The organism is Provencibacterium massiliense, from assembly GCF_900169495.1.
Classification (GTDB): domain Bacteria; phylum Bacillota; class Clostridia; order Oscillospirales; family Ruminococcaceae; genus Harryflintia; species Harryflintia acetispora.
This window is the reverse complement of sequence record NZ_FWCH01000012.1, coordinates 1,263,421-1,276,140: the sequence shown is the minus strand read 5'-3', so window position 1 is coordinate 1,276,140 and position 12,720 is coordinate 1,263,421. Positions and strand designations below refer to the sequence as shown.

General features: G+C 62.2%; 10 protein-coding genes. 8 read left to right on the top strand and 2 right to left on the bottom strand.

What is annotated here, in order from left to right; all coding sequences use genetic code 11:
* Positions 1–10 precede the first annotated feature (10 nt).
* On the top strand, positions 11–1,162 hold the full coding sequence (nagA, locus tag B5477_RS11165; protein WP_079699768.1) for an N-acetylglucosamine-6-phosphate deacetylase: 1,152 nt from the start codon (positions 11–13) through the stop codon (positions 1,160–1,162).
* A gap of 107 nt (positions 1,163–1,269) precedes the next feature.
* Here the strand turns inward: nagA and B5477_RS11160 are convergent, their stop codons facing one another.
* Positions 1,270–2,580: a hypothetical protein gene (locus B5477_RS11160; RefSeq protein ID WP_079699767.1), complete on the bottom strand. Its 1,311-nt coding sequence runs from the start codon at positions 2,578–2,580 to the stop codon at positions 1,270–1,272.
* 91 nt (positions 2,581–2,671) lie between these two features.
* Here B5477_RS11160 and B5477_RS14930 point away from each other — a divergent pair, with 91 nt between their 5' ends.
* The 7 genes from B5477_RS14930 to B5477_RS11130 all read left to right on the top strand — a co-directional run bounded on the left by B5477_RS14930 (position 2,672) and on the right by B5477_RS11130 (position 11,054).
* Positions 2,672–2,890: a hypothetical protein gene (locus B5477_RS14930; RefSeq protein ID WP_143533592.1), complete on the top strand. Its 219-nt coding sequence runs from the start codon at positions 2,672–2,674 to the stop codon at positions 2,888–2,890.
* A gap of 168 nt (positions 2,891–3,058) precedes the next feature.
* Positions 3,059–4,453, top strand: a complete 1,395-nt coding sequence (gene asnS, locus B5477_RS11155; protein ID WP_079699766.1) for an asparagine--tRNA ligase — start codon at positions 3,059–3,061, stop codon at positions 4,451–4,453.
* A gap of 12 nt (positions 4,454–4,465) precedes the next feature.
* On the top strand, positions 4,466–5,284 hold the full coding sequence (gene larE / locus B5477_RS11150; protein ID WP_079700471.1) for an ATP-dependent sacrificial sulfur transferase LarE: 819 nt from the start codon (positions 4,466–4,468) through the stop codon (positions 5,282–5,284).
* Positions 5,284–6,522, top strand: a complete 1,239-nt coding sequence (larC, locus tag B5477_RS11145; RefSeq protein ID WP_079699765.1) for a nickel pincer cofactor biosynthesis protein LarC — start codon at positions 5,284–5,286, stop codon at positions 6,520–6,522. The genes larE and larC overlap by 1 nt, the downstream gene beginning before the upstream one ends.
* A gap of 108 nt (positions 6,523–6,630) precedes the next feature.
* Positions 6,631–7,914, top strand: a complete 1,284-nt coding sequence (locus B5477_RS11140) for an aspartate aminotransferase type Ic (protein ID WP_079699764.1) — start codon at positions 6,631–6,633, stop codon at positions 7,912–7,914.
* Positions 7,915–8,060: 146 nt separating this feature from the next.
* On the top strand, positions 8,061–9,491 hold the full coding sequence (gene purB, locus B5477_RS11135; RefSeq protein WP_079699763.1) for an adenylosuccinate lyase: 1,431 nt from the start codon (positions 8,061–8,063) through the stop codon (positions 9,489–9,491).
* Positions 9,492–9,740: 249 nt separating this feature from the next.
* Complete coding sequence (locus B5477_RS11130) at positions 9,741–11,054, top strand: hypothetical protein (RefSeq protein WP_079699762.1); 1,314 nt, start codon at positions 9,741–9,743, stop codon at positions 11,052–11,054.
* A 56-nt stretch (positions 11,055–11,110) separates the two neighbouring features.
* Here the strand turns inward: B5477_RS11130 and cimA are convergent, their stop codons facing one another.
* Positions 11,111–12,685 (bottom strand): citramalate synthase, encoded by a 1,575-nt coding sequence (cimA, locus tag B5477_RS11125; RefSeq protein ID WP_079699761.1) that lies wholly within the window; start codon positions 12,683–12,685, stop codon positions 11,111–11,113.
* Between the last annotated feature and the right edge of the window lie 35 nt (positions 12,686–12,720).

The window sequence follows — 12,720 nt, the reverse complement described above, 5'->3', positions numbered from 1 at the left end:
GAGGAGCGGCGTGGCATCAAACAAAAAGGTGTTGTTCAACGCGAGGATTTTCGACGGGACAAGCTTTGTGAAGGAGACCTCTCTTTGCCTGGAGAATGGCGTCATCCAGGGGCTGGGTGCCGGGCACAAGGAGGGCGATGTGGACTGCGGGGGCCGGATCCTGGCCCCGGGTATGATCGACCTCCACACTCACGGGATCGGGGGATACAGCGTCATGAGCCCGGAGGGGCTGAAAAAAGCGGCGCGGCTGTATCCGCGCCATGGCGTCACATCCTTTTGCCCCGGAGCGGGGTGCGCCTGCAACGCGGACATTAGGCGGTATCTCGAGGGGGTTCTTGCCTTCGTCCGGGAGCCGGAGGGGGCCGGCGTGCTGGGGGCGTATCTGGAGGGGCCCTATCTCAGCGCGCCCAACCGCGGAGCGAACCCGGCCGGGATGCTCCGCACACCCTCCCTGTCAGATTATCAGGATATGGTGGGGGAGTATGGCAGCCTGGTGAAGCGCATTACCATCGCCCCCGAGCTCCCCGGAGCGCTGACATTGATCGAGCGCCTGGCCGGCGACGGCGTGATGGTATCTGCGGGCCACTGCGCCCCCACGGCCGGGCAGATGATGGAGGCGGTGGAACGGGGAGTCCGTTCCACGACCCATACCTGCAACGGGATGCCGCCGCTGCATCACCGGGCTCCCGGTGTTTTGGGAGAAGCGCTGACGGACGAGCGCGTCTGCACAGAATTCATCGCCGACCTGGTGCACATCGACCCGATCCTGATCAAGCTGATCCATCGGGTGAAGGGGCCGCAGAACTGCTATGTTTGCACCGACTCCATCCCCGCGGCGACCATGCCGGACGGAACCTACTGTTTAAACGAAGGCGAAGTGACGGTCAAAAATGGCGTGGCTACCCTGGGGGATTCCTTGGCCGGCAGCACGCTGACGATGGACAGGGCGCTCCGAAACCTTGTGAAAAAGGTAGGAATACCGCTGGAGGACGCATTGCGAATGTGCACCTCGACGCCCGCGCGCGCTATCGGCGCCGGCGGGCGCAAGGGCATGATCGCTGCCGGTTACGACGCAGACTTGGTGCTGCTGGAGGACGACCTGTCCGTTTTTATGACGATCGTTCGCGGCGAAACAGAGTTTCAGGCATCGCGGGAAAGCTAGGCCTAAGCGCCGGCCGGTTTGGCGTATCGCGCGCCACGGGAAAAGCTTTATCCCGGGACCCGCTCTCCGTTTTGACGGAGAGCGGGTCCCTTTTGATGATGGAAGTATCAGTGGTCGAAGGCGCGCAGGACGGGATAGCCGAGGGTGGGGTCCATCCGCCAGGCCGCGCTGAAATCCCACCCCTTGGCGGTAAAATTGGATTGGTTCCCGAAATCGGCCTCGCTCATGAGCTGGGTGGCGGAAAAGACCGCTCCGGTGGTGGGCTCGACCACCCCGGTTCCGACGCCCAATCCGGCCGTCGGCGTCCAGAAGCAGGAGGCGTCGACCGTCCCGACGACGGTGGCGCCGCAGAACACCCCCGAGGCAACGGACGTACAACGGGAAACGGAAGTGGACAAGGCGAAGCTTCTCAGGACCTTCGGCGGGGCGGCTTCATCGCCCCAGTTGCAGCCGACCAGGCCTCCGCCGAATACGTCCGAAATACTGCCGCTGCCCGTGACGGAGGAACCCACAATGTAGCAGTCGGAGACGGTTCCGATGTTTTGCCCGATCAGGCCCCCGATCCTGGCCAGATTCGGCACACTGGGCACGGAAATGGTACAGTTTTTAGCATAGCACTGCTCGACGGTGCTGCTGCCGTTCACCTGTCCCACTAGGGCGCCCAGGCAGATCAGAGACGCCGTTTTGTTTTCTGCGAACCGGGAGTTTTCGATCCCCACCCGTACAATTTTGGCAGTCCCCACTTGGCCAAACAGGCCCCCGAAATCGAGGCCGTTTTGAATGCTGGACAAATTTGAGATCACATATCCGTCCCCATCATAGCCGCCAACGAAGCCGACTGAGGTGTCCCCGATGGGCGTCCAGTTGCCGTAGGAGGAAAAGTCGAGGTCGGCCGTCTGGCGGAAATGCTGGCCCGCCGCGAGATGCCGGGTATGGTTCAGGTGCTGCAGCTGCCAGGGCGTCCCGACCCGGTAGGGGCTCCTTTCGCTCCCGTCCCCGGCGTAGAAGGCCCCCGCCGTCCCCGCCGGGCACCCGCAGGTTGGCGCGGTGGTAAAAACTTTCGTGGCCGTTGATTCCCGGTCGAACGCTTCCCGCCCCGGCCGGACATGCGCCGTCACGCTGAGCGTCCAGGTGCTCGGGCCGCTCACGTCGTAGCGCAGCGGCAGGTGCACCGTCCCGGCCGAGGGGACTGTCACCTCGGCGCTCACCTCGGGGCTTTCCGACGTACTGTTGCCCTCGTAGAGCGCGAAGGTGTAGCTGTCCGTACGGGGCGAGGGGGTAAAGGGGATGTCTACCCCGTAATCACACTGGTAGCCATCTTGCACCGCTACCGTGATCCCCGTCCCGGCGGCATCCGCCGGGACGGCCGGCAGCAGGACTGCCGCCGCCAGGAGCAGCGCCGATATTCGTAGTTTCAATGCCGTTTTCCCTCCCTCATAATAGACCGCAAGATAAGGTTGCCAGCGGTCATATGAGGGCCGGGAGGCAGGGGGAAGGAGGCATATTCCCTTGCAAAAATCGCCAGAAGAGGATATAATTAGGATAGTTTTAGAAAAAGGCGGGGGGTTTATTCGCCCGTCCTTCAAAACGGAATTAAATTTTGCCAACAGGAAACCTTATCTTGCGGTCATTTGTAAAAATGAAAGGGCCTTTGCCGATTCCGGCAAAGGCCTTTTTTTGCCGGCCTGCAAAAGCCGCCCAGCCTCAGGGTTTATGAGCTTTGTATAAAGGCGTGCGGTTAAAGGGGGAAGGATAGGGCAATAATGACTGTTATGGGAGCAATTGCCGGATTTGGTGTTGTGTTCTTGCAGGATATGGTTTATAATAAATTCATATCTGAGGTTTTAAGACCGTCCAAACGGGGCGGAAGAATTCGTATGGAAGGGTGCATTCTGCATGCAGAGGACAGAAATCAGGAGCCTTGCCACCAGTGTTACCGACTACATCGACAGCGAGGTCACGGTCTGCGGCTGGGTCAAGACCATCCGGGATTCCAAGGCGCTCGGCTTTATCGAGCTGAATGACGGAACGACATTCCAGAACTTGCAAATCGTGTTCGAGGAGAGCAAGCTCGAAAACTTCAAAGAGGTGTGTAAACTCAACGTTGGAAGCGCCGTTTCGGTCTGCGGCAGCGTGGTGCTCACCCCGAACGCCAAGCAGCCCTTCGAGATCCATGCTGCAAAAATCACGGTGGAGGGGGCCTCCGCGCCGGATTATCCGCTGCAGAAAAAGCGCCATTCGCTGGAGTATCTGCGTTCGATCGCCCATCTGCGCCCGCGTACCAACACCTTTAACGCCGTCTTCCGGGTGCGCTCGGTCGCGGCCTACGCCATCCACAAGTTCTTTAACGACCGCGGCTTCGTCTACGCGCACACCCCCCTGATCACCGGCAGCGACTGCGAGGGCGCGGGGGACATGTTCCGGGTGACCACCCTCGACCCGCTAAACCCTCCCACAAACGAGGACGGCGGCGTCAACTACAAGGAGGATTTCTTCGAGAAGCCCACCAGCCTAACGGTGTCCGGCCAGCTCGAGGCCGAGTGCATGGCGCTGGCCTTCTCGAACGTCTATACCTTCGGGCCGACCTTCCGGGCCGAGCGCTCGAACACCCCGCGCCATGCGGCCGAGTTCTGGATGATCGAGCCGGAGATCGCCTTCGCGGACCTTTCGGACGACATGCGCCTGGCCGAGGACATGATCAAATCGGTGATGGGCTATGTGCTCGACCACTGCCCGGACGAGATCAGGTTCTTTAACGACTTCTACGACAAGACCCTCCTGCAGCGCCTGCAGCACATCATTTCCTCCGACTTCGGGCGGGTCACCTACACCGAGGCGATCGAGCTGCTCATCCCGCACAAGGACGAGTTCGAGTACCCCGTCTACTGGGGGTGTGACCTGCAGACCGAGCATGAGCGCTACCTAACCGAGAAGATTTTTGAAAAGCCGGTCTTCGTCACCGACTACCCCAAGGAGATCAAGGCGTTTTACATGCGCCTCAACGATGACAACAAGACCGTGGCGGCGATGGACTGCCTGGTGCCGGGCGTCGGCGAGATCGTGGGCGGCAGCCAGCGCGAGGAGAGATTGGACGTGCTGCTTTCGAGGATGAAGGAGCTCGGGCTGCGCGAGGAGGACTACTCCTGGTACCTCGACCTGCGCCGCTACGGCGGGGCCAAGCACGCGGGCTTCGGGCTCGGGTTCGAGCGGCTGATCATGTACATGACCGCGATTCCGAACATCCGCGACGTGATCCCCTTCCCGCGCACCACCGGCAGCGCGGAGTTTTAGGCCATGCCGGGCATGCAGAGACTGACCGCGCTGATTTCCTCTTATGAGGGGGTGGAGCAGGGCCTGTGCGTCGCCTTTTCGGGCGGCGTGGACAGCGCCCTGCTTCTTGCCGCCGCCTGCCAGGCGGCTACAGCCGGCCGCTTCCCGGTCTGGGCGGTCTATTTCGATACCGCCCTGCACCCGGCGGGGGACTGCGAAGAGGCCGGACGGCTGGCGCGGGAGCTGGGGGCGCAGTTCGAGGCGATCAAAATCGACGAGCTCGCCGAGGCGGGAATTGAGCAGAACCCGCCCGACCGGTGCTACCGCTGCAAGCGGCTGCTCTTCGAGAAGCTGCAGGCGTTCGCAAACGAAAAGGGGATCGCCCTGCTCTGCGACGGGACCAACGCGGACGACTTAAAGGAGTACCGCCCGGGGCTGTGCGCCCTGCGCGAGCTCGGGGTCCACAGCCCGCTGATGGAATGTAGTCTTAGTAAAAACGAGGTGCGCGCGCTGGCGAAGGAGGCGGGGCTTGCGGTTTCGCAGAAGCCCTCCTCCCCCTGCCTCGCCACCCGCTTCGAGTACGGGGCCACCCTGACAAAGGAAGGGCTTCAGATGGTCGAGCGGGCCGAAGAATACATGAAATCCATCGGGTATCCGGTGGTGCGGGTGCGAAAACATGGGGAGCTCGCTCGGATCGAGATCCCCATCGGAAATATGATCCGCTTTTTCGTCAGGCGGGAGGAAATCCTGCGCACGCTGACCGATATGGGCTTTCGCTACGTGACCTTCGATCTGCGGGGCTTTCGCAGCGGGAGCATGGATGAAACCTTGGAAAAGAAGGAGGAAGGCTGATGGCGACCCTGTATCTGGAATGCCTGTCCGGGATCAGCGGGGACATGAGCGCGGCGGCCCTGTTGGATTTGGGGGCGAACGCCGAGGGGCTGCAAAAAATGCTCCATGCCCTGCCGGTGGACGGCTATCATGTACATATCTCGCAGAAGGAAAAATGCGGAATACGCTGCTGCGACTTCGACGTCCACCTCGAGGAGGACGGCAATGCCCATGCTCATGCCCATGATCATGGGCATGAGCATGACCATGAGCATTCCCATGACCATCCGCACGAGCATGACCATCACCATCACCACCCGCATGTCCACCGGGGACTTTCGGATGTGACGGCGATCATCGACGCGAGCACCCTGAGCGAAAGGGCTAAGGAGCTGGCGAAAAAGATGTTCGGCTTTGTGGCCGAGGCCGAGGCGCAGGTGCACGGGCTGCCGATTGATGAGGTGCACTTCCACGAGGTCGGGGCGATCGACTCGATCATCGACATCCTGTCGGTGGCCTATTGCCTGGACGACCTTGGGATCGATCGGATCATCTGCTCCCCGCTTAGCGAGGGCACCGGCTACGTCTGGTGCCAGCATGGGAAGATGCCCGTCCCCGCCCCGGCGACGCTCGAGATCGCCCGTCGCTGCGGGATCCCCCTTGTGATCACCGACGCCGAGGGCGAGATGGTGACCCCCACCGGGGCGGCCGTCGCGGCGCTGGCGGACGAATACAAGATCCCCGAGGGCCTGACAGTGCTGCGCGTCGGCTACGGCGGCGGCAAGAAGGACTTCCCCCATGCCAACGTCCTGCGGGCCATGCTGGTGCGGGAGGCCGGAGGGGATGAGACCATCGAGGTGCTGGAGACGGCAATCGACGACAGCACCCCCGAGCAGCTCTCCTTTTTGATGGAGCGCCTCTTTGAGCTCGGGGTGGCCGACGCGCACTTCACCCCCATCTTTATGAAAAAGAACCGTCCGGCGAGCCTGCTCACCGTACTGTGCAAAAAAGAGCTCAAGGAGCGTGTGGTCGAGACCATCTTTTTGCACAGCACCACCATCGGGCTGCGGGAATACACTGTTAAAAGGACCTGTATGCGCCGTGAGGCCGGAACGCTTGAGACGAAGTACGGTGAAATTAAGGTCAAGCGCTGCACCTACGGGGCGATCAGCAAGGTGTACCCCGAGTATGAGAGCGCGCGCGAGGCGGCGATCAAAAACGGGGTGCCGCTCGAGGAGATTTACCGGCAGATACGCTAGACAATAACGCAGACGCGAGACGATAGAGCCGGCATGTGGTTGTGCCGGCACGGATGATTGGATATGGAGATCTAGGGTTGGTAGGACTATTTTTAGGAGGAATCGCAGATGGAACAGTATCAAAGCCTTTCTAAGGAGCAGCTCCTCGGCCTGTGTGAGGATCTCAAAGCCCAGTATGAGGGCTACAAGGCACAGAACCTGAAATTGGATATGTCGCGGGGGAAGCCCTCGCCCGAGCAGCTCGACCTGACGATGGGGATGCTCGACATTTTACATAAGGGCAGCGGGATGGTCAGCGGCGGGGTGGATACCCGCAACTACGGCATGATGGACGGCCTGCCCGAGGCAAAGAAGATTTTCGCCGATATTCTGGAGGTGGAGCCCGGGATGATCATCATCGGCGGGACCTCCAGCCTCAACATGATGTACGACACCGTGGTGCGCGCCCTGCTGCTGGGGGTGTACGGCGGCAAGGAGCCTTGGATCAGGCAGGGCAAGCTCAAATTCCTCTGCCCGGTGCCGGGGTATGATAGGCACTTCGCCATCACCGAGCAGTTGGGGATCGAGATGGTGGGCATCCCGATGGACGAAAACGGCCCGGACATGGACCTCGTCGAGCAGTATGTGAACAGCGACCCGTCCGTCAAGGGGATCTGGTGCGTGCCGAAGTACTCGAATCCCGGCGGGATCGTCTACTCCGACGCGGTGGTGCGGCGTTTCGCAGCCCTTCGCCCTGCGGCGGACGACTTCCGCATCTTCTGGGACAACGCGTATGTGGTGCACGACCTCTATCCCGAGCGCGCTCCGAAGCTTTATAACCTCTTCGAGGCCTGCAAGGAGTACGGCAGCGAGGACATGGTGTTCGAGTTCTGCTCGACCTCCAAGGTTTCCTTCTCGGGCGGCGGGATCTGCGCCATGGCGGCGAGCGAACGGAATATCGAGTTGATCAAGAAGCAGATGTCGGTGCAGGTCATCTGCTTCGACAAGGTGAACCAGCTGCAGCATGTGCGCTTCTTTAAGGATAAGGACGGGGTGCTGCAGCACATGAAGCGACACGCGGCCGTCATCCGCCCGAAGTTCGAGCTGGTGCTCGGCATCCTCCGGGAAGAGCTCGGGGGCCTTGGCATCGCCAGCTGGACCGACCCGGCGGGCGGGTATTTCATCTCGGTGGACACCCTGCCCGGCTGCGCCAAGCGCACGGTACAGCTCTGCAAGGAGGCCGGGGTGGTCCTCACCGGGGCCGGGGCGGCCTTCCCCTATGGGAAGGACCCGCAGGACCAAAACATCCGCCTTGCGCCGACCTATCCCGAGCTGCGGGAGCTCGAGGTCGCGGCCAGGCTCTTCACCCTGTGCCTGAAGCTCGCAGCTGCCGAGCGGCTGCTGGCCGACTAGTATCGTATAAGGCCGAACCGGGCCTGCCGCTTTTGCGGCAGGCCCGGTTTTTCGGATAGAAGGCCAAAAAGGAGATTTCCTTTTTCTCTCCCTTATGATATGATAAAACCATCCAAGGACTGTCAAACTATTACGGAGGGACCACCATGCAGCAGAAATATGAAAGCCCGTTTTCCACCCGGTACGCGAGCGACGAGATGCAGTACCTCTTCTCGGCCGATATGAAATTCAAAACCTGGCGCAGGCTCTGGATCGCGCTGGCCAAGGGCGAGCAGAAGCTGGGGCTGCCGATTTCGGATAGCCAGATCGCCGAGCTCGAGGCCCATGCCGAGGACATCAACTACGACGTGGCGCGCCAGCGGGAGAAGGAGTGCCGCCACGACGTGATGAGCCACGTCTATGCCTACGGCGTGCAGTGCCCGGGGGCCAAGGGGATCATCCACCTGGGCGCCACCAGCTGCTATGTCGGGGACAACACCGATGTGATCATCATGCGCGAGGCGATGAAGCTGGTGCGTAAAAAACTCATCGGGGTGATCGGGCTGCTCTCGAACTTCGCACGCGAATATAAGGACCTGCCCGCCCTGGCCTATACCCACCTGCAGCCCGCACAGCTGACCACCGTCGGCAAGCGGGCGACGCTGTGGCTGAATGAGCTGCTCTACGACCTGGATGAGCTCGAGTACCGCCTCTCGCGCCTCGAGCTGCGCGGGGTGAAGGGCACCACCGGCACCCAGGCGAGCTTTATGGAGCTCTTCGACGGGGACGGGGAAAAGATCGACGCGCTCGACCGCTTTATCTGCGAAGAGATGGGCTTTCGGTCCTCGGTCGCCGTCTCGGGCCAGACCTATTCGCGCAAGGTGGACTACGGCATTTGCAGCACCCTTTCCGGGATCGCCCAGAGCGCGATGAAGTTTTCAAACGACCTGCGGATTCTGGCCAACTTCAAGGAGATGGAGGAGCCGTTCGAGAAGAATCAGATCGGCTCGTCCGCCATGCCCTATAAGCGCAATCCCATGCGCTGCGAGCGGATCACCGCCCTGGCGCGCTACGTGATGGTCGAGGTGTTGAATCCCGCCTTCACCGCCGGGACCCAGTGGTTCGAGCGCACCCTCGACGACTCGGCCAACAAGCGGATCGCGGTGGCGCAGGCCTTCCTCGGGGTGGATGCGATTTTAGGGATCCTTTTGAACGTCTGCGACGGGCTGGTGGTCTACCCCAAGGTGATCCGCCAGCGGGTGATGCGCGAGCTGCCCTTCATGGCCAGCGAGAACATCATGATGCACGCGGTCAAGAAGGGCGGGGACCGGCAGGAGCTCCACGAGCGGATCCGCAAGCATGCCCTGGCCGCGGCCAAGGTGGTCAAGGAAGAAGGGGGAGAGAACGACCTGATCGAGCGCATCTGCGCCGACGAGGCGTTCGGGCTGCGGCGCGAGGAAATCCTGGAGGTTCTGGTGCCCGAAAACTTTGTGGGCCGCGCGCCCGAGCAGGTCGAGCGCTTCCTCTGTGAAAAGGTCGAGCCCATCTTAAAAGCCAACCCGGACTGCCTGGGCGGCAAGGTCGAGCTCAGCGTCTGAGCCCTATCTGCATAAAAGCTGAAAATGACCGTTAGCATAGCCAGCTAACGGTCATTTCTTTGCCCTTGTTCGCGCCATGCTCCGGCACTTCTTCCAAGGATTTCTATTCTTACCCTAATTATATCCTGTTTTTCCACCTTTTACAAGCAAAACCGTTGATTTTCGCTTCACTTCCCCGGAATGGACGGCCCCAAGCTGGCTATACTAGTGGTCTTTTTGGCGCCCGCTTCCGGGAAAGGAGCAGTCAGCATGACAAAGAAATTTTTCGCTCTGGCGGCGGCTTCCCTCTGCCTTTTGTCGGGGCTCTCTGCGGCAGCCAGCGGCGTGACGGTGGAGGTGCAGGGCGGCTACAGCTGCGACTACGGCGTGGACATCCCCTTCACCCCCTCGGCGCGCACCAGCCGTTATACCTTCGCGCTCTATGCGGGCGGGAACGCGGCGGGCAGCCCCGAGGTGACGGCCGAGGTGACCATCGCCTCGGCCGGGACGGTGCATTTGCCGCTGCGCCACAACCTGAGCGGCCCGAGCACCTGGACGCTCAGCGTGACGGCCCACGTCATGCCGGGACGGGAGGCGTTCGACCGGGAGACGTCGGCAACGAAAGTTTTTACCACCGCGCCGACCTGCGGCTGCCCGGCGGGGACGGCGGGGGCGTACTATGCCGGAAAGGGCACGGCGTCCTCCCCCTACCGGGTCACGGACGGGCGGCAGCTCGCCCACCTCGGCGCACACCCCTCCGCCTGCTTTTTGCAGACAGAGGACATCAGCCTGTCCGGGAGCTGGACGCCCATCGGGACCTTTAGCGGGGTATACGACGGGGGCGGCCATGTGATCAACAACCTCCAGGTTGCAACCTCCGGAAAGGCGGGGCTCTTCGGGAGCACCGACGGCGCGACCATCCGCGCTCTGGGGATCGCCGGGAGCTCCTCCATCGTAGGAACAAGTAGCGCGGGGGCTTTTGCCGCGGAAGCCAATGCGACGCAGATCAGTGAATGCTTTGCGCTCGCATCGGTACGCACCGATGCATATAATTCTGTCTGTGGAGGGCTGATCGGCAAGGGGACCTATAGAAACAGACTGGATAACTGTTATTTCGCAGGTTCCCTGAGCAATACCCGCGCCTACAACGCCCCCTTTATGGGCGGCCTGATGGGCATTGCGTTGACAGAGACAGGAGGTGTCCCGCCTGTCATCACCGGTTGCTACACAGCCGCCGATTATCAGTTTTATTATGCCAACCAACAGTATGGCCTGGGCAGCCTGGTGGGAAGCCTTTCCATGTGGACGGGGTCTGGCTGGGGAGCCGGCACGATCCAGTCCTCGGGCAACTACTGGCTGGCCGGGACAGCCGGCTGTCCCGCCTATGCGGTGGGGGACTTTAGCAATGGGCAGGGGCACAATCCCAGCAGCCCGGGCGCGGCGGGACTGTCGTCCCTGGCCTCCCTGCCCGCCGGTTTCGATAAATCCGTGTGGACCACCGGCAGTTACCAACGCCCGACTTATAACGGCGGCTGGGCGACGGTGAGCGCCCCGGTGCTCAAGGTGTTTCAAGGCAATTCCTGACGGAAAAGACAAACATAGTATAAACGGGCCGCCGGCATTTGCCGGCGGCCCGTCTGCTACAGCCCCTTCGCGGAGCGGTAGAGCTTGTAGTCCATCGAATCGGTCAGCGCCTTGAAGCTGGCGTTGATGATGTCGGTCGAGACCCCCACCGTGGTCCAGGAGGCGGCCCCGTCGGTGGTCTCGATGAAGACCCGTACCTTGGCGGCGGTGGCGCGCTGCGGCTCCATCACCCGCACCTTGTAGTCCACCAGCCGGATGTCCCGGATTTCGGGGTAAAAGACCTCGAGCGCCTTGCGCAGCGCCTTATCCAGGGCGTTGACCGGGCCCTGGCCCTCGGCGGCGGTGATTTCGCTGCGCTCGCCGACTTGCACCTTGACGATGGCCGAGGAGAGCTTGCTTTCCTGCTTATCGGCCTGTTCGCCCACGATCCTGAAAAGCTCGACCCTGTAGGGGGACGAAAAGAGCTCCAGGTGCCGCAGCACCACCAGCTCGAAGCTGGCGGAGGCCGACTCGAACTGGTACCCCTCGAACTCCAGCCCCTTGAGGATATCCATCAGCTGCGCGACCTGCGCGCTGTCCTTGCGCAGCCCGGGCGCGAAGGCGCGGATCTTATGCAGCAGCGAGGTGCGCCCCGACATTTCGGAGAGCAGCAGGTCCCGCTCATTGCCCACCGACGCGGGGTCGACATGCTCGAACGAAGAGCGAAGTTTTGTCACCCCGTCGATGTGCATGCCGCCCTTGTGGGCGAAGGCGCTGGCCCCGACATAGGGCAGCTGGGAGGGCAGGACGATGTTGGCCACCTCGGCGACATAGCGGGCGGTGGCGGTCAGCTCGCAGAGCTGCCCCTCGGGGATGCAGGCGTACCCCCGCTTTAATTGCAGGCTGGGGATGACGGCGGAAAGGTTGGCGTTGCCGCAGCGCTCGCCGAAGCCGATGAAGGTGCCCTGCACCTGCACAGCGCCCGCCCCGACCGCCATCAGGCTGCCGGCCACGGCGCAGCCCATGTCGTCGTGGCAGTGGATCCCCACCACCCCGCCAAAGCGGGCAACCGCCTTGCCGGTGATCTCGGCGATCTCGTCCGGGAAGCAGCCGCCGTTGGTGTCGCAGAGCACCAGCCGCATGGCCCCGGCCGAAGCCGCCGCTTGCAGGGTGCGCATGGCGTAGTCGGGGTTTTGCTTGTAGCCGTCGAAGAAGTGCTCGCCGTCAAAGATGATCTGCTTGCCGTTCTGCACGCAGTAGCGCACCGTCTCCTCGATCATGTGCAGGTTTTCCTCCAGGCTGACGCCCAGCACCTCGCGCGCATGCAGCTCGGAGCTCTTGCCGAAGATGGCCACCGTGCCGGTCCCGGCGCCCAGGAGCCGCTGCAGCAGCGGGTCGTCCTGCGGCGTGCGCTCCCGATGCCGCGTCGAGCCGAAGGCCACCAGCTCGGCGTTTTGCAGGTGCAGAAGCGCGGCGCGCGTGAAAAATTCCAGGTCCTTGGGGTTGGAGGTGGGGTTGCCTGCCTCGATGTAGCGCACCCCCAGCGCGTCGAGCGCGCGCACGATATTGAGCTTATCCTCCACCGTGAACGAGATGTTGCGCGCCTGCGCCCCGTCGCGCAGGGTGGAGTCGAAGATTTCAAGGTTCCTCATGCCAGCCTCCATTTCTTGCCGGGCCGCCCGGCAGA